The organism is Collinsella sp. AM29-10AC (assembly GCF_003469085.1).
Lineage (GTDB): Bacteria > Actinomycetota > Coriobacteriia > Coriobacteriales > Coriobacteriaceae > Collinsella.
This window is the reverse complement of the sequence record NZ_QSKB01000023.1, coordinates 16,591-38,337: the sequence shown is the minus strand read 5'-3', so window position 1 is coordinate 38,337 and position 21,747 is coordinate 16,591. Positions and strand designations below refer to the sequence as shown.

The window sequence follows — 21,747 nt, the reverse complement described above, 5'->3', positions numbered from 1 at the left end:
GCGGGGCGCTGGCGGCACGGCTTGCCGCGGAGTTGTTCTGGCCCAGGCCGTTTTGATAGGCGCGCTCTTCTTCGTACAGGCGGCCGAGCGTGGGGGCATCGACGTTCTCGGCAAAGACCGAGAACTTGCCGGCGCGCAGCTGCGGATCGATCATAAAGCGCACGAGGGGCTCGCCGACAAAGACATAGCGGCGCTTTTCGGCCTGCGCTTTCACAAACTCGCGGACCTCGCGCGAAAGCTCGGGGTAGAACGGGGCGAGCATGGGATCGTCGTCGGCGGCGATCAGGATGGTATAGAGTGCCGGCGCCGTGTTGACGCCGTTAATCACCAGAGTCTGATCCTCCATGTCGCGAGCGGCCTGCTTGGCAAGCTTCTTAAAGGAGAACGGGGCACGGGTGGCACCGAAGATGCCGGCCACGTGGTCCTCGAAGATGTTCAGGAAGTTCACGAAAGATCACTCTCCGTATAGGTTCTTTGGTATCCGAGCAAATATAGGCATATCCCAACGATTATAGAGGATAGGGTTCCCGCAACTGCCGCCTTGGCGGCGACCGCGGCTGCAAGGCTGGCAATTTCCATATGGTGTGCAAGACAGGATGCCGCTGCGCAGCCGATGCCGGTGACGGCGATGGCGGCGATTGCGGCAAGGTTTGAGCCCTGGTCGGCACGCTTGGCATGGGCATTGAGCAGTGCAGATGACGCTGCGGCAGTTGTCGCGACCAGCACAAAGGCAGCCCAAAGGAGCGGGTCTTCCAGCGCTGCGGCAACGTTACCGAGCCCCAGCACGCCTCCGGCTGAAAGCGCGACCGTCGCCAGACGGGCAAAAAGCACGCCCATGCCCGTTGCCGCGGCGGCGCTTGCCGGGCCGAGCCAAAATGACGCGACGCCGGCGGCGACCCCAGCTGCCAGGAAGGTATTGCCAGTCAGACAGCCAAGCGCGAGTGCACAGGTGAGCGCGGCGCTCGCGGCAGCCTCGGTGCGACCCCAGGCGATCCACCAACCGGACATGGCAGCGGCAAAGATCACCGCGACGGGCAACATCGACAGGATGCCCTGCGCCTGCATGGTGGCGTTGGCCATGAGCACCAAAAAGCCCACAGCCGAGATGGCCGAGCCGATCTGGGGGGCCAGGCCAGCCGCCGCTCCGATCGCGATAGCCGCAATGACTAGGCCGGGAAGCGCCGCGACCCCGGCCGTTTGCATCAGCAAAAAGCTAAAGGCGCCGCACGTTAGCGCCGAGATAGCGTGCATGGTGTAGTCGCGCGCATGGCTCCAGCGCGTGCCCGCCCAGCCGAGCGCGGGGTCGACCTCGATGGCGTCGTCCTCGTAGTACGACGGCTCGATATCGTCGAGCTCCTGCTCGTCATCCGAAAGCTCGCCAACCATTTGCTCCAGACTGCGACGGCCCTCGCGCACGCTGCCCAGACCGGCAAGGAGTTGGTCGCAAAATGCCTCGATGCTGTTGGGGCGGTCCTGCGGCATGGGGGAGAGCGCGCTCATGAGCGCGGCCTCGGCTCCCGGGGGAAAGTGTGGTATCAGCTCGCTGGGATAGGTGGCGCCGCCGATGATGCGGTCGAGCGAGTCGGCGGGCGTGGCCGCCATAAAGGGAGCGCTGCCGCACAAGCCCTCATAGATAACGCAGGCAAGGGCAAAGACATCGGCGCGTTCGTCGACCGTGCCGGTCTCGATATCGAGCTGCTCGGGCGGCATGTAGCCGATGGTGCCGCCGCGCGAGCCGCCAAAGCCACCGGCGGACGACAGTCGCGCCATGCCAAAGTCGGTGAGCTTTACATTGCCCGAGTGGTCGATGAGCACGTTGGCGGGCTTAATGTCCAGGTGGAGTACGCCATTGCTATGGGCGAAGGTGAGCGCCTGGCCCAGGGCATCGGCAATGGCCGCGGCCTCGTCAAAGGTGAGCGAGTGGCCGTCCACGCGATGCAAAAACTCGGCCAGCGACATACCGTCGACATACTCCATGACCAGGTAGGCATAGGCGGTGTCATGCGTAAAGTCGATGACCTGCACGATATTGGGATGTTGAAGCATGGCGGCAGTGTGCGCCTCGCGCAGGACATCCATGATGTCGCTGGCGGGCATGCCGGCGCCGTTGATAAGGGGGATGCGCTTAATGGCGACGCGGCGGCGCAGGTGCGTGTCGCGGCAAATCTCGATGGAGCCAAAACCGCCGGTCGCAAGTGTCTCGAGCGGCTGGTACCGCTTGAGCAGCTCGCGAGAGCTGGTGCCCTCCAAAGGAACGTCCGGCGAGAACCGGGCGGTATGTTGCGAGAAAAGCGGCATGGCCAACCCTCGTGCGTTTAAAGTTCGTTTGCGAGCGGCGGGCGCGGGGCCGAGCCGTTCGCGGTGGCATAGATGCTGCTAGTGTAGCACGCTCGGGCAGATGGCGAGGATAGCGGGATGCGAGGTGGCCCGATCGATTCGGCCCGTTTCGGCTCGTTTGGAAAGCGCATCTCAGTTTTCAGCCAAATTATGGGATGCGCTTTCCAAATGGGGTGGGCTGCGGAAACTGCATCCCAGAATATTGCCCTGGAACGGGATGCGCTTTCCGAACCGGCGTCCAAAAGGAAACCGCATCCCGCTTTGATGTGGGGACTGCGAACAAAAGCCGGACCGTGATCTGGCGCGGATTGGAGTTCGCCTGAATCATTGATGCTGGCTGGTGTGAGAACAGAGATAAACGAGCGGCTCGAGCGATATAATGACACGCTATGGAGGCCGTATGCTCTTTTCCCGCCGTTCTGCTACATTTGCCTGCGCCATTGCGCTTGTCGTAATGGCGGTCACCCCTTATCACCGGTTTTCATCTTCAATCGGCCTAGCGTCAGGTGCAATGGCCTGGCTCGTTATCCTGGGCGCATGCCTCGCGGCGTTTGTTCATGGTGCTGCGCTATGCAAGGGGGGAATGAGAAGGCCGAGGCATCTCGGTGCCATCGGTGTTTTCCTTGGTGTTATTGCAACGGTTCCCGAATGGGCCGACCTGGCTTTCTATGCTCGCGGAGACTCTATTCCAATCGTGTTTGCACCGATTTGGTTGTTACATGGCGTTTCGTGTGTCTCGTGCTTTGTTGGGTCGCTGCTTCTCTCATATGTTATTTGGGGCACGGCGGACTCTCCTTTGACGCAGAGGTCGACACGGACTGACGAAAGGGAAACTCGTCACCCGCAGGACGCGATTTTTACAGAAACAATAGCCGTCATGTCTTGCCTGCTGTTTTGCTGTCGAGTTTCATGGAGAGTCGTTCCCGAGCCATGGGGGATGCCCCCTGTAACGGCCGCGTCAATTGGCCTTGCGCTTTTAATTCCGTTGGTCTATCTCGCATTGACTGTGGCCCCGCCGTTTTGCCGCCCTCGTGCCTTTGGCCATGGGCGGCGCGACGTGTTTGCCTGTTCTGTGCTCGTAGCAGTTCCTATTGGTCTTATTCCGGCTGTTGAGGCGGCATACTTCGCAAGCGATGCCGTGGTCATTGCATTGCTGGCGATGGGATCCGTTATCGCTGCTGCCTTCGTATGCATGTTGCTAAGGGGGAAACGGGACAACAATTCGGATATCGCCTGTGCGTCCGACACATTCGATGCAGGGGTGTTTTCCCCTGCCCTGTCGCCTAGAGAAGAGCAGTTTGTTCGACTGCTGCTCAAAGGGAAAACGCCGGCGGAAATTGCCAAGGAGACGGATACGAAGCCATCGACGGTGAGAACAACGCTTCACCGAGCATACGGGAAGGCGTCGGTTGCGGGCTCACGCGAGCTCGTGGCGCTGTTTGCGGGTGAGGGCGATACTGTAGGGCATGAGCTACCGCAGCGGCATGCTGACGATATAGTGGCATCAGCTCGAACGCGCCGGCTGTTTCGATACCTGCTCACATTATTCTTTATCCTCCTTGCGGCGGGGCCCTTGGTAATGGCGGATAGCGATTGGGGGTCCGGTGTTTCGCGGGCTGTCGCCTTTTCCCTCTTAAGCTACGCATTGGGTCTCGGACTGCTTCTGTCGCTATGCTACGCGGGTGGAAAAGCGAATCGTGGCGCTGCGCTGGATAGAGCGGGTGAAGCGATTTGGCTCGGAAGCCCGTACGTATGGGCGGTGCTATCTGCTGTGGAATGGTCTTTTATCTATATCGCGGCATTGATGTGCATACGCGTTCCGTTGATGGCTGTGCCGGTCCTGTTTTGCGGCGTGGCGTCTACGGCTTCGCTCGCTGTTGGGCTGCGTCCGTTTAAGGTGCATGCCCATGCTCGGGCTATCGTGCCGTTGGTGTCAATGGGCATGGTTGCCTTAATCTATGCGGTCGCTAGGGGGCGAATCCATGGACTTGCGGTGCTGACGGGGGTGCTGCTCACATATATAGTGATGCGAAGCTGTCCGCAGCGCAAAATGCTTGGGATATGGATGCTTTGCTTCGGGGCGACGGCTCCTGTTTGGGCTGTCTTGCTCAATATGGTGCAGGATCTGACGGTTTTCGAGCCGTTGTTCCTCGCGTCGTTGTTGGGGCAAAGTTCGGCTGTCAATGTCGTCGTGGCAACGGTGATTGTTTGCTGGTCTGTGCCCATGTTCGTTACGCACATCGCGCTCGCCCGCTCGGTTGAGGACGAGAAGGCCGTCTTGGAGTACCGGGCGAACGGGTCCACCGAAACGGCCCGCGTGCGCCAGCTGGCCCTGCTTACGTCGCGCTCCCTTTCTGATGTTCAGTCGCAAATTTTGCTGATGACGGCAGAGGGGGCAACGACAAAGGCCATTGCGGAGGATGTCGGTTACGCTGCATCTACGGTGCAAGCGCTGCGGTCTGCATCTTACCGCCAGTTGAAGATCAAGAATAAGGCGGAGCTAATTTTATTGTTATCGCAGGTAAATAACGTGTAAACGCCTGAGCAATCAACTCAATAGCGGGTGTTTACAGACATCTTTCTCTATTCATGCGAAGGTTGCCGTGCGTCGACGCATTGTTAACCGCTTTTGATTGGAGAAGGCCATGATTAAGCCAAGGAGCGCTATTGCTCGAATCGGAGTCGGCTTGGTGATTGCAGCTGGTCTGTCCCTAGGGGTTCCCGCTGCATCGTTTGCACAAGAGGAGTTTGACACCTCTCAGGTTTCCAGCATTACTCAAAACGCCGATACGGGAATTACGACCTGTACGAACAATGCCGATAAGGCATTTAGTTTTCAATGTGCCGGGACGAGTGCAACTGGCTACCGTCAAAAGGATGATTCCTCATCGCTCTATCTGGATATCCAGGGCCATACGGGAAATCCGCTTCGGTTATATACAGACGGTGCGTATAACACAAGCGGTAGCGGCAGCATGAATTGTACTCAGGGAACGTATCGTTCGAATCACAAGGGACAGTGGGAAATGTATAACCTCGTCCGTGAGAACGGGCGATCTGCGGCGCGACTGACTGCATGGGCGGAGTCTGGCTACGGCACTGTTATTGGCGTATGGAGCCCCGACTGCGTCGGGCATTTCCACAAGCTTCCCGCATAGTTGTTTGAAATGGCTCCCTTCCGGCTTTCTGGGTCGGAAGGGGAAGGAGGACGTATGAACCAAAAGCTCGCAAGATACGAACTGTCGAAAACGATTAGACGTCCAGCTTTTATCCTTGCTCTCTTGATTGCGGTCGCAGTTGCAATAGCTGCCGCGCTGGAGCCGTGGGCAAATTTGGAAAAAGAGCGCCACAACCTTCTTTCTTTTGGTTACGGCGTTGGCGTGCAAGCCGAAAATTATCTCGGTCAAACACGTGAAAGCAGCTTCGGTAACTGGATTGTTGTGAGCGCGAACGCGCCACTGTCTGCGTCGGTGTTTTTCTATGCACTGCCCCTGCTTGCAATGTTGGCTGGATCTTGGTCGTGTCTCTTTGAGCGTTTGAGTGGTTATGACATGCAGATATGCACGCGCGTTTCCAGAAAGGCGTACGTGAACGTAAAGATGCTGTCTGCTTTCCTCTCCGCGTTTACAGTGACTGCCATTCCTCTGCTCGTCAATTTCCTGATCGTCTCGATGCTTTTTCCTGCGTATCTTCCTCGGGTCGATGAGTCGACTTACGTAGGACTTTACCTGCATAGCTACTTCTCCGGTCTATTTTATTCGCATCCTTTGTCATATGTGCTCGCATACACGCTGTTCGATGCTGTCACGCTCGGGACTTTATCCATGGCTGTAACTGGCTTCTCAATTTTGTTTCGTAGCAGAATCAAAGCGATAATTGTCCCGTATCTGCTAATGGTTGCGTGGCATTTTGCAAATGGCTGGATCTTCGGCGTAATGGCTTGTGTGGGGTTTAACTGCAATATCCTCAACAGCATCAGGTCGGAATCGCTGAATAACTGGCCAGACATTCGAGCCGGTTTTGCGGAAATCATATTATTGACCCTTGCTTCGTTGGCTTTTTCTGGGGCGTGGAAAAGACGCGAGGTGGTCTGATGCTGTTTAGGCTGGTCGCCGCGGACCTGAGGACCGTTTTGAAGAAGAACATCATCACTTTTATTGCAATTGCGGCAGTGACCGTTGCGAACTTGGTGTACGCCTACGGATTGTCTTCTGTGTATGGGGTTAGAACGGATACCTTGGGGTTTGCGGATAATCTTGCGCTCGTGTTTGCCGGATCTGCTCCGTTTGAGCCTAGGCCCGGGGTCATGTTTGTGCCTCCGCTAGGATGGCTATTTCTCATTCTGCTTATTCTCTATACAACACTCGACTATCCGACCGAATCGTTGCACGGGTTTGGTTTGCAAGCGCTTGTTCGATGCCGGGCAAGAACCCTTTGGTGGGTCTCGCGTTTTATCTTGGTGGCGGCAGTAACGGCATTTTCACTGCTCGTGGTGGTTTGCTCTGTTGTGATTTGGAGCTTGGTGGTGAGCTCCTCGTTCAGCGCGGTCATTCATGGTGAGTCGCTTCAACTGGCTAATTTGGCGCCGTGGTTTCTCAAAGCTGCCGAGGCAGATGCGCTGCCGTTTTTCATAGGTCTCTTATTTGCTTTTGAGGCGCTTGCGTTTGCGCAGGCAGCGGTTGGGTTTGTGCTTGGGTCGTCAGTCTCGTTTGTGGTTTTAATGAGCTACCTGATCTGCTCGGCATATGCACGACATTGGGCGCTATTGGGTAACGCCTTGATGCTGTTGCGCTGGGGTGGAATTGTCAAAGAGGGAATCGCGGCGGGCTCGAGTGTCTTGTCATCAATTGGGCTTATGTCGTTATGCCTATCGTTGGGTGGACTGTGGTTTCGAAGGGCCGACCTTATAGAAAAGGGGGACAAGATATGAGCGTGATCGTAAGGGGCGTATCGAAGCGCATGGGTAAAAACGATGTCCTGCGCAACGTGTCCATCGAGGTTGACCCTGGGACTGTGGTCGGGCTTCAGGGGATAAACGGTTCGGGTAAGACCATGCTCATGCGAGCGGTTTGCGGGTTGATCAAGCCTACCGAAGGCGAAATCTCTATCGATGGCCAAAGGCTTGGGGCGGACATCTCGTTCCCGCCGAGTCTGGGGATGTTGATCGAGGCGCCTTCCTTTTTGGGATATCTGTCTGGCTACGACAATCTGAAGCTCATCGCTCAGATCAAGGGCGTTGCCACCCCCGAGGACATTCGCTCTGCCCTGCGGCTCGTGGGGCTCGATGCAGACGAAAAAAAGAAGTTCCGAGCATACTCGCTTGGGATGAAGCAGCGTCTGGGGATAGCTGCGGCAATTATGGAGAAGCCGAAGCTGCTTGTTCTCGATGAGCCAACGAATGCCCTCGACGAAGCGGGCGTTGAAATGCTCAAGCGCGTTGTGGCGATGGCGGCATCAACGGGTCGTGAGGTCCTTCTGTCCAGCCATGACGGAGAGGTGCTCGAGGAACTGGCCGATCGGGTTTACTGCATGCGCGACGGTGCCGTTGTGAAAGTTCGGGAAAGGTCGTGAGCGCGATGAAGAAGACCCTGTGGACGAGAAGATCGGCGCTCGCGCTTTTTTGCTGTGCTGCTGCCGGCCTTGCGGGCATGAGGGTGAGCGTCGTTAACGGGAACCGGACGGTCATTCCTGAGAAATATTACGCGGAGGGCGAATGGCTCTCGATGGATGGAGCGTTTCTGGGGTCGAAGGATGTGGTGACTGATGGGTATTCGTTTTGCATAGACGGGGCAGAGTTGCTCACGCCGCGCGAGTATCTCAAACGAGCACATGACGATTATTCAAAATATGGCACCGTGGATACGAAAACGAGACTGAAGGATGCCGACATCACGTGCGTTATCGCCGTAAAGATGCGTGTCAGAAATAGGGATAATATCGACGGTGGAATCAAAGCGTATGTTTGGCATCTGGTTCCGGAGTCTGCGCCAAACTATGATTTTGTAGTCAATACCGATCTGATAACGCAAGCCATGCCGGTCCTTGGCGGCTCTGCTGCGTTTGCCGTGGAGGTTGGGGCAGAAAACGAGTTGCTCGTCCCATTTATGATGCAGAACACCAACGACTATTTCGAAGGTTACGAGACCGTCCGTTTTGAGAAAGCATTTCCCGGGACTTACACGATGAAGATGACCGATCTGCCGGAGCGGAGGCTCTTAAGGTTTGAAGTGAAATAGCTCGAGAGCAAGGCAAAACGGGTCCATTGGCGGTACGCGCGCCCGATTCCAGGCGCCCCGGCCCGGAATCGGGCGCGGGACGAGGCGCCTTCGGTGTCGGCCGGCCTACCGCTTCTTCTTGCTCTTCTTCTGCTTGCGCTGCTTGCCCTTGGTCTCCTGGGGCTTGTCGCCCTGTTTTGCTTCGGCAGCGGCCTTTTCTGCCTTCATCTTCTTGCGTTTGGTCTCGATGCGGAGTTTTTTGTTGATGCGCGCCTTAAGGAAGGGACCGAACTGCTCGGCATCGCCGCGGACAAAGGTGTCCTTAGGGATCGTCACGCCCTGGTCGGCGAACATGGCCACAAAGATGCGCTCGCCGTCGAGCACGTGGTCGAGCTTTTCAAACGGGAAGAACTGCGACTTGCCGCTCGTGCCCCAAACCATCAGGCCGTCCTCGTTGGCGGCGACGCGGCGATAGCGGCCACCCATGGACTCGTCGGCCTCAACGGCGTCGATAAAGTCGCGGGCGAGGGTGTGGTGCAGGTTTTTGCTCCACCAGGCCAAAAAGGCGCCGAATACGATCAAGACGACGCCAAACTTGATCCAGTTGCCGCCGGCCACCAGCATGCCGATGCCGATGAGCGCGGCAATTGCCGCGGCGACATACAGCGAGCCGCGACGCCTGGGCGAGGCGACCAGGCGGGCGAAGTCGGTGACGAGGTCGTTTTCGTATTGGTACTCGTTGAGGTACAGGATGCCGTCGTCGGCTGCGGCCTGCTCCTCGAGCGCGACCTCGACCTGGTCGGCTGCTTCGGAGGGAACGAGGTTGCTCTCTGCGTCTGCCATGCTCTTTGGACTCCTATCGCGGCGGGCTCGCCGTACGGGTTATTATGGAATGCAGTATGCCGTGCGACCGCATGGCCGCCGCGGCAACAAGACTCAGTATACCCGGGGGAGCACCCATGGAATCGTTGTACCGAAAGTATCGCCCGCTCACCTTTGACTCCGTGGTGGGCCAGCAGCATATCGTCTCGACGCTCGAGCACGCCATCACCGAGGGGCGCCTGTCCCACGCCTACCTGTTCTGCGGACCGCGCGGCACGGGCAAGACCACCATGGCGCGCATTCTGGCCAAGGCGCTGCTGTGCCGCAATGCCGAGGCGGCGCGCGCCGAGGGTGCAAGCGGCTGCATGCCCGACGGTACTTGCGAGGAGTGCGAGCTCATTGCCGAGGGTAACCACCCCGATGTCTACGAGCTCGATGCCGCCTCCCGCACGGGCGTGGACAATGTGCGCGAGGAAATCATCAACTCCGTCAACTTTGCCCCGGTGCGCGGCAAGTACAAGATCTATATCATCGACGAGGTCCACATGCTCACGACGGCGGCGTTCAACGCGCTGCTCAAGACGCTCGAGGAGCCGCCGGCACACGTGATCTTTGTGCTGTGCACCACCGACCCGCAAAAGATTCTGGAGACCATCCTCTCGCGCTGCCAGCGTTTCGATTTCCATCGCATCGGCAACGAGGATATCGAGCGTCGCCTGGCATACGTGTGCGAGCAGGAGGGCTTCGATTACGACGATGAGGCGCTGGCTATCGTGGCGCGCCATGCCAAGGGCGGTATGCGCGACGCGTTGTCCACGCTGGAGCAGCTGAGCGTCTTTGGCAACGGTTCTGTGCATGCGGACGACGCCCGCTCGCTTTTAGGCGAGGTTTCGGACCAGATTCTGGGCGAGTTTTCCCGCGCCATTGCCGATCGCGATGTTGCCGAGCTCTATGGACTGATCCGTGCGCAGGTCGAGGAAGGAAACGACCTGCTGGAGCTGACGCGCGACCTGGTGGCGCATGTGCGTGACGTGTACGTTGCCTGCGTTGCCGGTGCCCGTGCCGAGCTGTTTGAGGGCGGCTCCGAGCAGGCCGAGGCGCTTGCTGCCGAGGCCGCTGCCTTTGGCGAGCATCCTGCCGACCGCCTGGCCCGTGTACTGACGGTGCTCGACGATGCCGCACTGGAGATGAGGGGCGCGAGCGACGTGCGCCTGGTGCTCGAGATCGCCTGCACGCGCCTGGCACGTCCCGAGGCCGATTTAACGATTGAGGCATTGGCCGAGCGCGTGGCCCGCTTGGAGGCCATGGTTGCCAACGGCGCCGTGCCGGCGAGCGTGGCTGCTGCTCAGGCCGCCGCGCCTGCAGCATCCGTACCCGCTGCTGCCCAACAGCCGACGCTCATTTCGGGCGCTCGCGCTGCCGCTCCGGCGGCATCCGCTGCCCCCGCTGCTACGTCCGCGCGCCAGGGCGGTATGCCTTGGGACCGTGGTGCTGCTGTTCCGGCTGCCCAGCCTGCGTCCCGTTCTGCGTCCGTGTCAGCTTCCAAGCCTGCAGCGCCTGCACCTCAGCCTGCGCCGACTCCGACGCCTCAGCCCGTTGCGGCTCCCGCGCCTGCCACCGCTCCGGCACCTAAGCCCCAGTCCAACAATGCCGCCCAGGTTGCCGCCGCCGGTACTGCCGAGACGCCCGCGGTCGAGGATGCCGGAGAGCTGCAGCGCAAATGGGCCGAGGTTGTCGAGCGTGTCAAGGCGCGTCAGGCTTCCTACGCGGGGCTTTTGCTCAATGCCCGCGCCACGGCTGACGACGGCTCCAGGCTCACGGTCTCGTTCCCCGCGGGCTCGACCTTTGCCATCAAGATGCTTGGACGCGCCGACACGCAGTCGGTGGTCCTGCCGACAGTCAGTGCGGTCTTCGGTCGTCGTACCGTCGACTATGTCCTGGATGGGGGTGGCACGCCGGCTCCTCAACATGAGGAGCATTCTCCATCTGCACGGGCTGCGGTATCTGCGGACCCGCAACCCGTGTCCTCGGCGGCCCCTGCATCCTCGAGCGCCAGCGCGACGCAGCCAAAAGCAGCACCGATAGCGGCGCCGACCCCGTCGGCGCCTAAGCCCGTCATGGCCAAACCGGCTGCTCCGACACCCGCGCCCAAGCCTGCCTCGCCCGCGCCCAAGTCGTCTGACCTGGGCAAAGCCCCCTGGCTGCGCTCCGACAACCCCGCCGGCGCTCCTGCCACGGGCAAGCTCCCGACCGAGCCCGCGCCCCGAGCGCCCGAGCGCGCGTCCGCTCCCAAGGCTCAGCCCGCCGCGCCGTCTGCGCCATGGGAATCCGAGCAGGTTCCCTACGACGATGCCATGGTTGGCGGTTTTGTTGCCGATGCTGGTGGGGACGATCTGCCTCCGTTCGACGTGCCGGGTGCGGCGTCCGCGCCCAAGTCCGCTGCAACTGCCCCCAAAGAGGAGGACGCTCCTGCAGCTCCCTGGGAGTCCAACTCCGGTGCGGGCGGCCCCTTCGGCCATCAGGGTGCAGCCCCGAGCATCCCGCAGACCGAGGACGAGGCCAAAGCCCTCATCCGCAGCGTCTTCGGCCAGTCCACCATCTTCAAGCCGGTGGAGTAGCTGCGCAGGCGGGTATACTGCTCAAGAAGAGAACCCCTTGCCCGGGCGCATCTGTATTTCGGACATGTGCAACGTGGTGCCGCGTATATCGCATTCGAGCAGACAGGCGCGTGACGGTCGGCCTAGGATGCTGAGGTCGATACGATACGTCGCATGGCTGTCCGTGTACTCGACTTGCTCGGCGTTGACGGTTGCTCCGATTGTAAATAAAGAGCCCAGTTCGGCATCGACAATCTTGGAGTCCTTTATCTTGACCTTGAACTCTTGGTAGAGGGACGGGCTGTTGTAGTAAATGGTTCGGGTTCCGTCGGTGCATTCATCGGTCGTCTCCCATTTGACGACGGGCTGGTCCGAGCTGGCTATCAGCAGTTCTGCTCCAAAAGCTATGGCATGGGTGATGATAACCAGTAATACCCAGACGACAAAGAGATAGAGAACCACATATGCAACGGGGTGTTTTGAGCGGATGTTTTGGAGTACGGCTGGGACATTCACGAGGGCACCTCCAAATCGTCATCTATGACAATCAAATTATACCCAGCCGCCATGCGTGCCGCCTCGAGCAGCGGCTCGGCATTTTGCCATGTAGCCTTGTAGCCCTACGCATAAACTGCCTGGTTCCAGCTCTGCTAGATGTAGCTTGAGATAATTATGCAACCTTGCATAATTCGACCTTGCATAATCTTGGGCGTGCGTCACGCTCAAGGACATGTATATCGACTGAGGTAGCGTGTCCGCCCCGCTTGCTTGCCCCGCGCCGTGGTACGATTTTTGAGTTTGAAAGTCCCGTCGCGCTCCGGCTGCCCTTGCAGCTTGTCGCGCGGCCGCACGTAAAGGAGCCATCATGGCCGGTATGAACATGCAGCAAATGATGAAGCAGGCTCGCAAGATGCAGGAGCAGCTTGCCGCCGCGCAGGAAAACCTTAAGTCCCAGACCGTCGACGCCTCTGCCGGCGGCGGCATGGTCAAGGTGACCGTTAACGGCGAGATGGAGCTCGTCAACCTCACCATCGACCCCGATGCCCTCGATCCCGAGGACGTCGATATGCTGCAGGACATGATCATGGCTGCCGTCAACGAGGCCGTCCGCGGTGTCAACGAGCTCGCCAACAAGCAGATGGGCGCCATCACCGGCGGCCTCAACATCCCGGGCATGCCGTTCTAAGACACGCATATATATGAGTGCCAACCATAGTCTGCAAAAATTGCTCGATGAGCTGGGCCGTCTGCCGGGCATTGGTCCCAAGTCGGCCCAGCGCATCGCCTATTACCTGCTCGAGGCCGATGCCGAGGAGGCGCGCCGCCTGGCCGAGGCTATCCTGGAGGTTAAGCAGGAGGTTCACTTTTGCAGCCGCTGCTTTAACTACGCCACGGCCGACGAGTGCTCCATCTGCCAGGATTCGATGCGCGATACCACTCGCATTTGCGTGGTGGGCGAGCCGCGCGATGTCCAGGCGATTGAGCGCACGGGCAGCTACCACGGTCTCTACCACGTATTGGGCGGCGTGATCAGTCCCATGGACAAGATTGGTCCCGAGCAGTTGCACATTCGTGAGCTGCTGGCACGCTTGGGCCACGAGGACATCCACGAGGTCATCATCGCCACCAACCCCAATATCGAGGGCGAGACCACGGCGAGCTACCTGGCCCGCACTATCAAGCCGCTGGGCGTTGAGGTATCGCGTCTGGCGAGCGGCCTTCCCGTGGGCGGCGACCTGGAGTATGCCGACGAGCTTACGCTTGGGCGCGCCATCGAGGCCCGTCGCACGATTTAGGTGGCGAGCCTGCTCCTGCCGTATGTCTTCATCGCGACGCACGGGGTAGCCATAATTTCCCCGTGCGACTGTAAGTTTGTTGTGCAACAAAGATGCTTTGTATCCGCTTATCGCATGGATGCTTCCACTCGCATCCTTAATTTGCCCATTCGTTGCGCAACCTTTTGGGTTCGCTGATACACTCAAATATGGATTCGAATGAATGCGCCGCTCCCGAGCGGCGTGTTTTTGTTGGAGGAGAACGCATGCGGCCCGGTGGCACTCAGACAAAGCGCGGCGCCGCGGTGCGCATGCGACGCCGACTGGGCTTGGCGCCGCGGGCGTACGCACTGCTGTCTTGCTCGCTGGTGCTGGTCATAGCTGGCGTTTCTGCCTATGGCATGACCGTGCCGTCCATGATGCAGGCACATGCCGCACGCGAACCGCGCGTGGGGCATGAGGTCAAAAGTGACCTGGGGACCACGACTGGATATGCTTGGGCAAGTGTGGTCGCGCATATTGTGTTTGGCACCGGCGACGCGGACGGCGCCGAGGCCCCGGACAACGAAGTCACGCTTGCCAATGGCAAAACCATCGTGCTCACCAACACCAAGATCATCGATCGGTTGTCCAACAATAGCGTGGCGGCAACGGTGAATAAGGTCGAGCAGCAGAAGGAGCAGGACGCCCAGCAGTCCGGAAAGCCCGGTAGCTCGGATACTTCTGGCTCCGGCTCGGATTCGTCGAGTTCGGGCGGTGGCTCTGGGTCGGGTTCCTCTGCCGGAGGGTCTGGAAACGGCGGCTCGACGGGCGGCAACACTGACAACGATGCAAACTCCGGTGGCCTTTCCGCTGCTGAGGAAGAGAGCATTCACAGCTGGCTTGTGACCAAGTACAACATGCTCGACGGCTATGTTTCTCGTGCCAATGACGTGGTCTCGACCTATAACTCTACGGGAGATCCCAGGCCGTGCGACAGCCTGGTCGGGGAGATGTTTGTCATTCGAGCCGAGTTCGGTCGTCAGACATTCTCGCCCCGGTCAAAGTGGTATCAGCAGTATGCCAATCTGTGGGGCTGTTACACCAACCTATGTCAATGGGTCGGCCATTACGGCGATGATGACGTCGCGCTCGGTAACTTCAACAATAACGTGGCGGCGCTTGCCCTATGATGACCGATCTTGCATCCACCACACCACAATCGCTCGGTCGCGATCCCATGGTCGGCCTGCGCCTGGCGCGTGTCGACGGGTTTGAGCCGGCCATTGCGCTCGGTCAGGACGAACTGCCTGCCTATCTGCGTCGTTTTACGATACTGTTTGCCGACGATGCCACCATGCGCCGTGGCGGTATCGGCCGCGTGACGCGTGCCGTCAACGCCCAAGGCGAGGCCGTGGCACTCAAGCAGCTCATCTTGCCAACGTGCGATGAGTTTGACGATGCCGCCGCCCATGAGGCGCTGGTCGCCAAGTTCAAAGCGGCGTTTCGCGAGGAATACGAATGCCATCGTGCCCTTTCGGGCCTTAAGGGCTTTCCCCGCTTGTACGGGTGGGGCGAGGTCGACGGCGTGCCCGCGATTGTCATGGAGTGGGTCGAGGGCGAGACGCTCGCTCGCCTGCGCTCGCGCCTTGCCGTGGACGATGCCGGGCGTCTGTCGCCGCTCGTTGCGGCGCGCCTAGGTCGCGACCTGTTCGATCTGCTCTGCCGCATGAGCTTGGTAGGCGAGGGGTTCGTCCATCGCGATATCTCGCCCGCTAATATTATGGTGCGCACGGCGCGCCTGCCGCTCGACCGACAGCTTGCCGAAGGCGCCTTCGACCTGTGCTTGATCGACTTTGGCTCGTCGCTGGCGCTCGAGCCCGCCTCTGCGGTGGCCGGCGCCGGCGGCAAGGCGTCGTTTACCGAGCGCTATGCCACGTTGCGCCGCGCGACGGTGGCCTACGCCCCGCCCGAGATGCTCACCGACGATATTCCCGACCTGCGCATGCTTCGCATGTCGCCGGCGATCGATGTCTATGCAGCGGCGAGTACGGTCTACGAGCTCATCGCCGGTGTCGCGCCGTACGAAGTAGCGCCGGGTGCGTCGGGTACTTCGGGCTCGCGCAAAAAGACTCGCGATATCGCCAGCCCTTATCGCCTCAAGATGGATACGCTGCCCGATTATCCCGTCGGCGCCCACGCGCCCGGCTGCGACTTGACGCAACTGCTGCGACGCGAGCCCGATGTGGCACTTGCCGCGGCCGAACAGGCTCAGCAGCTGGGGCTCGATCCAAATTCCGAGGACCTGCGCGATGCGCTGGCGTTTGTCGACGCTCAGCTGTTCGATGTGGTGATGGCCTGCCTGTCCTGCCATCAGGAAGATCGTCCCGAGCCGGCTGCGGTGGAGGCCGCGCTCTCGGCATTTTGTGACCACTATGCGCAAAATGTCGCCCGCTCGCTTCGCGCCGAGCCGCTCATGCCGTGCCCGATGGAGGTATCGGGCCGGGCGATGCGACGTATGGCGATGATTGCGTCGACGGCGGTATGCGGCGTGCTTTGGGCTGTGGTCGTGGTATCAGCGGCGCTGTTGGCATCGGGCGCCCATGTGACGCTCGCCGTGGGACCGCTTATGTGGTCCGGAAAGTTGCCGGCCATTATCGCCGCGCTGGCGTTGGCGCTGCCGGGCATGGTGGGCATCGCCGCCGGGGCTTTGGCGCGCGACCGCCGCGCGGGATTCCTACAGGGCGTGTTGACCCTTTCCGCCTGCGAGGTTCCGGCTCTGGTCGCACTCGCATGTGCCGTGTTTTCCCAGCATGCCGTGGCGGGTGGCCTGGTGGCCGCCATAATTGCAACCTATGCGCTCACGTGGTTTTTGCTGGCGATGGGGTTTGCCTTTGAGCTTCCCGTCGTGTCAGCACGACGTGCGAAAATTCCCATGGCGACGCCGCTTGCCGGCGGAGCCGCGGCTGCCCGCGCCTTTGGCGGGCCGGCCGAAGTGTCCGACACTATCTCTGCGACCAAGGAGGGCTAAGCCATGGCTTCTCAAGCTGAGCTCACCCCGTGTGGGGCAATGTTCGACATATTTAAGCGCGCAGCGCACCTGAGCCATATCGAACTGTGCGGCCTGGTGCTCTCGAGCCGCCCGCTTGCCGATGGCCGTAGCCCTCAGAGCCGTGCTGCCGATCGCTCCTGGGTTTCGCGCTTTATCGTGCGCGCGCCGGTCGGCACGCTGCAGGAACGTTATTTTGCCGATTACGGCACCTCGGCCGCGCGCATTATGTCGCAGCTGGCCCTGCGGCGGCGCAATCCCATGGACGCCGCGGCCGTGACCAATATGGTGTGCGGTCCCGCTGGCGAGCCCATGGCGCGGGCACTCGAGGAATGCCATCAGGACACGAATCTCTACCGCAATGCGCTCGAGCGCCTGTCGCAGGCGGCTGAGCTCATGCCCGCCGAGCGCGCCGAGGCCATCCTGGTGCTGTTTGTCGCCGTGGGTTGCTCGGCAGATGTCCGCTCGTCGGTGACCTATGCCATCGACTACGCCCATGCGACCTGTGGCGGCGCCACGTCGACGCCGCGCTCGCTGAGCACATCTTCGGTCGCGGGCGAGCGCGAGGTCGCGCCGGCGCATCCGTTGGGACTGTTGCGCGTGCAAAACGGCTACGTGGTGAGCGCCCCGCGCTGGATCCAACCGAGTGAGGAAGGCGTCGAGATCGGCGCGCTGGCAACGGGGGAAGGTGACATCACCGATGTCGGCGACGATGTCTCGGCCCGCCATGCCCATATCTGGTGCGACGATTCCGGCACATGGTTTGTCGAGGACCTGTCATCCACGAACGGCACCGTGGTGGTAAACGGGGCCACGAGCGTGTGTATTCAAGTAGAGCCCGGTCGCTCCGCCCAGCTCAACCCCGGCGACGAGCTCAAACTCGGCGAATCCACCACCTACGCCATCCTCCTCGGCGCCCTCTAGCCGGCAGTTAGGGACGTTCCTTTTCTGCCGGCACTCGGGGACACTCCTTGGCGCGCCAGAGCCAGTCGCCCGGGGATGGAGGGGCCATCTCGCCCCTTGGCGGTCACCCGGGGCAAACCTTTACCGCCCGCCTATATTTGCCGAAATTACACTTGACGGCGGGGTACAATAAACCCGCATGCGGATTTCCGTTGCGGGCGCTTCCCATCGCCGGGGCGTGCCCGGGAGCATCCGGCATGCGGCCTTTGCGGCGCTCGGTCATGTGCAAGACGGGTGGCTGGGCCTGTGGAGCGCGTGCAGCCCTCCTCGCCTCGGCATGCCTTCTCTCCACGCCATGTACCTGCTGTTGAGTCCGCCTGCCAGATGATTGGAAGCAACAACGAAAATCCCATCACGCCAACATCCCGGCGATCGCCGGGGCCTGTATACCTATATGAGAGGAGAGGGGTATATGGCGCGTAAGTTTAAGTCTATGGACGGCAACGAGGCGGCCGCATATGTTTCGTATGCGTACACCGAGGTAGCGGGAATTTATCCCATTACGCCGTCCAGCCCGATGGCCGACCATGTCGACCAGTGGGCGGCCCAGGGTCGCAAGAACATCTTTGGCACCCCGGTCAAGGTCGTCGAGATGGAGTCCGAGGCAGGTGCAGCCGGTACCGTTCACGGTTCGCTGGGCGCCGGTGCTCTGACCACCACCTACACGGCTTCTCAGGGTCTGCTCCTGATGATCCCGAACATGTACAAGATCGCGGGCGAGCAGCTCCCGGGCGTCTTCCACGTCTCCGCGCGTTGCGTCGCTTCGCACGCCCTGAACATCTTCGGTGATCACTCCGACGTCATGGCCTGTCGCCAGACCGGTTTCGCCATGCTCGCCGAGGGCAACGTCCAGGAGGTCATGGACCTCTCGCCGGTGGCTCACCTTGCCGCCATCGAGGGCAAGACCCCGTTCCTTAACTTCTTCGATGGCTTCCGCACCAGCCACGAGATCCAGAAGGTCGCCATGTGGGACTACAAGGATCTTGCCGAGATGTGCGACATGGACGCCGTCCAGGCTTTCCGCGATCACGCGCTCAACCCTGAGCACCCGCATACCCGCGGCAGCCACGAGAATGGCGACATCTTCTTCCAGAACCGCGAGGCCTGCAACAAGGTCTACGACGAGCTTCCCGCCGTCGTCGAGGGCTACATGAAGAAGATCAACGAGAAGCTCGGCACCGATTACGGCCTGTTCAACTACTACGGCGCTCCCGATGCTGATCGCGTCGTCGTGTGCATGGGCTCCTTCTGCGACGTGCTCGAGGAAGTCATCGACTACCTCAACGCTCACGGCGAGAAGGTCGGCTTGGTCAAGGTTCGCCTGTTCCGTCCGTTCTCCATCAAGCACTTTGTCGACGTTCTCCCCGAGACCGTCCAGAAGATCGCCGTCATGGACCGCACCAAGGAGCCGGGTTCCATCGGCGAGCCGCTCTATCAGGACGTCGTCTCCGCTCTCTACGAGGCCGGCAAGACGGGCATCAAGGTCGTCGGCGGCCGTTACGGCCTGGGCAGCAAGGACACGCCTCCCGCGTCCGCGTTCGCTGTCTTCGAGGAGCTTAAGAAGGACGAGCCCAAGCGCGAGTTCACCATCGGCATCGTCGATGACGTGACCAACCTGAGCCTGCCCGAGGCCGAGGATGCGCCCAACACCGCAGCCCCCGGCACCATCGAGTGCAAGTTCTGGGGTCTGGGTGGCGACGGTACCGTCGGCGCCAACAAGAACTCGATCAAGATCATCGGCGACCACACCGACAAGTACGTTCAGGCCTACTTCCAGTACGACTCCAAGAAGACCGGCGGCGTCACCGTCTCGCACCTGCGTTTTGGTGATTCCCCGATTCGCTCGCCGTACTACGTGACCAAGGCCGACTTTGTCGCCTGCCACAACCCCAGCTACATCGTCAAGGGCTTCAAGATGGTCCGCGACGTCAAGCCGGGTGGCACCTTCCTGGTCAACTGCCAGTGGAGCGACGAGGAGTTCGCCGAGCACATGCCCGCCGTGGCCAAGCGCTACATCGCGAACAACAACGTCAACGTCTACCTGATTGACGCTATCGACCTGGCTGCCAAGGTTGGCATGGGCAAGCGCACCAACACGGTGCTCCAGTCCGCCTTCTTCGCGCTGGCCAAGGTCCTGCCCGCCGAGGACGCCCTGCAGTACATGAAGGACGCGGCTACCAAGTCCTACATGAAGAAGGGCCAGGCCATCGTCGACGCCAACCACAAGGCCATCGATGCCGGCGCTACCGCCTTCCATAAGTTCGAGGTTCCGGCCGACTGGGCTACTGCCGAGGATGCCGCCCCCGTCGAGCTCTCCGAGGAGACCAAGTCCGCTATCGCCCAGCAGGTCAAGAACCTGCTCGAGCCCATCGATCGCATGGACGGCGACAGCCTGCCTGTTTCCGCCTTCGTCGGTTGCGCCGACGGCCAGTTTGAGCTGGGCGCCTCCGCATACGAGAAGCGCGGCGTCGCCGTCGTCGTTCCCCACTGGGACGAGACCAAGTGCATCCAGTGCAACCAGTGCGCCTATGTGTGCCCGCATGCCACCATCCGTCCGTTCGCGATGACCGAGGACGAGGCTGCTGCCGCGCCCGAGGCTACCCGCACGCTCGACGCCATGGGCCCCAAGGCCAAGGGCATGAAGTTCACCATGGCCGTGTCCCCGCTCGACTGCATGGGCTGCACCAACTGCGTCAAGGTCTGCCCCAAGGGCGCCCTCGAGATGGTTCCCACCGAGCAGGAGATGGACCAGCAGCCCGTTTGGGACTACATGGTCGAGAACGTCTCCGAGAAGAAGGAGCTCATCGCGGCCAACGTCAAGGGCAGCCAGTTTAAGCAGCCCTACCTGGAGTTCTCTGGCTCCTGCGCCGGCTGCGCCGAGACCGCCTATGCACGTCTGGTGACCCAGGTCGCCGGCGACCGCATGTTCATCTCCAACGCCACCGGCTGCTCCTCCATTTGGGGCAACCCCGCTGCCACCGCTCCTTACTGCAAGGACAAGGACGGTCACGGCCCGGCGTGGAACAACTCCCTGTTCGAGGACAATGCCGAGCACGGTCTGGGCATGGCCGTCGGCTATGAGGCCGTTCAGCACAAGCTGATCGCCGCTACCCAGGACATCATCGCTGCCGATGGTCCGTCCGATGAGCTCAAGGCCGCCGGCCAGGCTTGGATCGACTCCGTCAACGACGCCGAGGCCTCCAAGACCGCTGCCGCTGCCTACGTTGCCGAGCTCGAGAAGTGCGGCTGCGAGGCTTCCAAGGCAATCCTCGCCGACAAGGCTTACCTCACCAAGAAGTCCTTCTGGATCTTCGGCGGCGACGGCTGGGCCTACGACATCGGCTTCGGTGGCCTGGACCACGTCCTGGCTTCCGGCCACAACGTCAACGTCTTTGTCTTTGACACCGAGGTTTACTCCAACACCGGCGGTCAGGCCTCCAAGGCCTCGAACCTGGGCCAGGTCGCTCAGTTCGCCGCTGCCGGCAAGGTGACCAAGAAGAAGTCTCTGGCCGAGATTGCCATGAGCTACGGCTACGTCTACGTGGCGCAGGTCGCCATGGGCGCCAACCCGGCTCAGACCCTCAAGGCCATCCACGAGGCCGAGGCCTACGACGGCCCGTCCCTCATCATCGGCTACAGCCCCTGCGAGATGCACTCCATCAAGAAGGGCGGCATGCAGAACTGCCAGGCCGAGATGAAGAAGGCTGTCGAGTGCGGTTACTGGAACCTCTTCCGCTTCAACCCCGAGGCTGCTGCCGGCAAGAAGTTCTCGCTCGATTCCAAGGAGCCCGCGGGCGGTTATCAGGAGTTCCTGATGAACGAGGCCCGTTACGCTTCGCTGACGCGTTCCTTCCCCGAGCGCGCCGAGGAGCTCTTCAAGGAGAACGAGCAGGCCGCTATGGATCGCTATCAGCACCTGCTGAAGCTCAAGACGGTGTACAACGAGGCTTAGGTCTCCCACTGCAGGATCTGAGGGCTGACCTTCGCGGACGTCCTCGGACATGAAAGAA

17 protein-coding genes are annotated in these 21,747 nt (G+C 60.8%); 13 read left to right on the top strand and 4 right to left on the bottom strand.

The annotated features are described in order from the left end of the window. Both DW754_RS11090 and DW754_RS08190 read right to left on the bottom strand, forming a co-directional pair. The coding region (locus DW754_RS11090) for an FhaA domain-containing protein (protein ID WP_199583791.1) at positions 1-448 on the bottom strand (448 nt) is incomplete at its 3' end. After that, positions 445-2,298, bottom strand: coding sequence for a serine/threonine-protein kinase (locus tag DW754_RS08190; protein ID WP_117655891.1), 1,854 nt, complete (start codon positions 2,296-2,298; stop codon positions 445-447). The genes DW754_RS08190 and DW754_RS11090, both read right to left, overlap by 4 nt. A gap of 439 nt (positions 2,299-2,737) precedes the next feature. On the opposite strand from DW754_RS08190, the gene DW754_RS08185 reads away from it, so the two are divergent. The 6 genes from DW754_RS08185 (at position 2,738) to DW754_RS08165 (ending at position 8,573) form a co-directional block, all read left to right on the top strand. Further along, positions 2,738-4,873 (top strand): LuxR C-terminal-related transcriptional regulator, encoded by a 2,136-nt coding sequence (locus DW754_RS08185; RefSeq protein ID WP_158562938.1) that lies wholly within the window; start codon positions 2,738-2,740, stop codon positions 4,871-4,873. Positions 4,874-4,982: 109 nt separating this feature from the next. Next, positions 4,983-5,495, top strand: a complete 513-nt coding sequence (locus DW754_RS10905) for a hypothetical protein (protein ID WP_124785772.1) — start codon at positions 4,983-4,985, stop codon at positions 5,493-5,495. Between the two features lie 54 nt (positions 5,496-5,549). After that, a complete protein-coding gene (locus DW754_RS08180) occupies positions 5,550-6,431 on the top strand; it encodes a hypothetical protein (RefSeq protein ID WP_089573265.1) in 882 nt (293 codons plus the stop codon). A gap of 38 nt (positions 6,432-6,469) precedes the next feature. Next, a complete protein-coding gene (locus DW754_RS08175; protein ID WP_147326479.1) occupies positions 6,470-7,267 on the top strand; it encodes a hypothetical protein in 798 nt (265 codons plus the stop codon). A 29-nt stretch (positions 7,268-7,296) separates the two neighbouring features. Next, a complete protein-coding gene (locus DW754_RS08170; RefSeq protein WP_231500810.1) occupies positions 7,297-7,908 on the top strand; it encodes an ATP-binding cassette domain-containing protein in 612 nt (203 codons plus the stop codon). 5 nt (positions 7,909-7,913) lie between these two features. Continuing rightward, positions 7,914-8,573, top strand: coding sequence for a DUF5028 domain-containing protein (locus DW754_RS08165; protein WP_117584193.1), 660 nt, complete (start codon positions 7,914-7,916; stop codon positions 8,571-8,573). A 105-nt stretch (positions 8,574-8,678) separates the two neighbouring features. Here DW754_RS08165 and DW754_RS08160 read toward each other — a convergent pair whose 3' ends face one another. Further along, positions 8,679-9,395: a hypothetical protein gene (locus DW754_RS08160; protein WP_089573261.1), complete on the bottom strand. Its 717-nt coding sequence runs from the start codon at positions 9,393-9,395 to the stop codon at positions 8,679-8,681. A gap of 116 nt (positions 9,396-9,511) precedes the next feature. On the opposite strand from DW754_RS08160, the gene dnaX reads away from it, so the two are divergent. After that, a complete protein-coding gene (gene dnaX / locus DW754_RS08155; RefSeq protein ID WP_158551940.1) occupies positions 9,512-11,992 on the top strand; it encodes a DNA polymerase III subunit gamma/tau in 2,481 nt (826 codons plus the stop codon). Positions 11,993-12,013: 21 nt separating this feature from the next. Here dnaX and DW754_RS08150 read toward each other — a convergent pair whose 3' ends face one another. Further along, positions 12,014-12,487 carry a hypothetical protein gene (locus DW754_RS08150; protein ID WP_117648547.1) on the bottom strand — a complete coding sequence of 158 codons (474 nt, stop codon included), beginning with the start codon at positions 12,485-12,487 and terminating at the stop codon, positions 12,014-12,016. A 349-nt stretch (positions 12,488-12,836) separates the two neighbouring features. Here DW754_RS08150 and DW754_RS08145 point away from each other — a divergent pair, with 349 nt between their 5' ends. From DW754_RS08145 to nifJ, 6 genes are all read left to right on the top strand, one after another. Next, the gene (locus tag DW754_RS08145; RefSeq protein ID WP_006235174.1) at positions 12,837-13,157 is read left to right on the top strand and encodes a YbaB/EbfC family nucleoid-associated protein; all 321 of its coding nucleotides are present in this window, start codon (positions 12,837-12,839) and stop codon (positions 13,155-13,157) included. A gap of 13 nt (positions 13,158-13,170) precedes the next feature. Further along, positions 13,171-13,767: a recombination mediator RecR gene (gene recR, locus DW754_RS08140; protein ID WP_089573257.1), complete on the top strand. Its 597-nt coding sequence runs from the start codon at positions 13,171-13,173 to the stop codon at positions 13,765-13,767. A gap of 245 nt (positions 13,768-14,012) precedes the next feature. Beyond that, positions 14,013-14,918 carry a hypothetical protein gene (locus tag DW754_RS08135; protein ID WP_117564927.1) on the top strand — a complete coding sequence of 302 codons (906 nt, stop codon included), beginning with the start codon at positions 14,013-14,015 and terminating at the stop codon, positions 14,916-14,918. Further along, positions 14,915-16,756, top strand: a complete 1,842-nt coding sequence (locus tag DW754_RS08130) for a hypothetical protein (protein ID WP_117758472.1) — start codon at positions 14,915-14,917, stop codon at positions 16,754-16,756. The genes DW754_RS08135 and DW754_RS08130 overlap by 4 nt, the downstream gene beginning before the upstream one ends. Positions 16,757-16,759: 3 nt before the next feature. After that, entirely contained in the window at positions 16,760-17,698 is a 939-nt protein-coding gene (locus DW754_RS11085) for an FHA domain-containing protein (RefSeq protein WP_199411437.1), read from the top strand. 451 nt (positions 17,699-18,149) lie between these two features. Next, positions 18,150-21,689, top strand: coding sequence for a pyruvate:ferredoxin (flavodoxin) oxidoreductase (gene nifJ / locus DW754_RS08120; RefSeq protein WP_117758473.1), 3,540 nt, complete (start codon positions 18,150-18,152; stop codon positions 21,687-21,689). The last annotated feature ends 58 nt before the right edge of the window (positions 21,690-21,747 follow it).

What these genes read in the sequence shown, in the direction of transcription:
- DW754_RS08190 (WP_117655891.1), bottom strand. Translation starts at nt 2,298, where the DNA reads ATGCCGCTTTTCTCGCAACATACCGCCCGGTTCTCGCCGGACGTTCCT.
- DW754_RS08130 (WP_117758472.1), top strand. Translation starts at nt 14,915, where the DNA reads ATGATGACCGATCTTGCATCCACCACACCACAATCGCTCGGTCGCGAT.
- DW754_RS08165 (WP_117584193.1), top strand. Translation starts at nt 7,914, where the DNA reads ATGAAGAAGACCCTGTGGACGAGAAGATCGGCGCTCGCGCTTTTTTGC.
- DW754_RS08160 (WP_089573261.1), bottom strand. Translation starts at nt 9,395, where the DNA reads ATGGCAGACGCAGAGAGCAACCTCGTTCCCTCCGAAGCAGCCGACCAG.
- DW754_RS08145 (WP_006235174.1), top strand. Translation starts at nt 12,837, where the DNA reads ATGGCCGGTATGAACATGCAGCAAATGATGAAGCAGGCTCGCAAGATG.
- DW754_RS10905 (WP_124785772.1), top strand. Translation starts at nt 4,983, where the DNA reads ATGATTAAGCCAAGGAGCGCTATTGCTCGAATCGGAGTCGGCTTGGTG.
- nifJ (WP_117758473.1), top strand. Translation starts at nt 18,150, where the DNA reads ATGGCGCGTAAGTTTAAGTCTATGGACGGCAACGAGGCGGCCGCATAT.
- recR (WP_089573257.1), top strand. Translation starts at nt 13,171, where the DNA reads ATGAGTGCCAACCATAGTCTGCAAAAATTGCTCGATGAGCTGGGCCGT.
- dnaX (WP_158551940.1), top strand. Translation starts at nt 9,512, where the DNA reads ATGGAATCGTTGTACCGAAAGTATCGCCCGCTCACCTTTGACTCCGTG.
- DW754_RS08170 (WP_231500810.1), top strand. Translation starts at nt 7,297, where the DNA reads ATGGGTAAAAACGATGTCCTGCGCAACGTGTCCATCGAGGTTGACCCT.
- DW754_RS11085 (WP_199411437.1), top strand. Translation starts at nt 16,760, where the DNA reads ATGGCTTCTCAAGCTGAGCTCACCCCGTGTGGGGCAATGTTCGACATA.
- DW754_RS08180 (WP_089573265.1), top strand. Translation starts at nt 5,550, where the DNA reads ATGAACCAAAAGCTCGCAAGATACGAACTGTCGAAAACGATTAGACGT.
- DW754_RS08185 (WP_158562938.1), top strand. Translation starts at nt 2,738, where the DNA reads ATGCTCTTTTCCCGCCGTTCTGCTACATTTGCCTGCGCCATTGCGCTT.
- DW754_RS08135 (WP_117564927.1), top strand. Translation starts at nt 14,013, where the DNA reads ATGCGGCCCGGTGGCACTCAGACAAAGCGCGGCGCCGCGGTGCGCATG.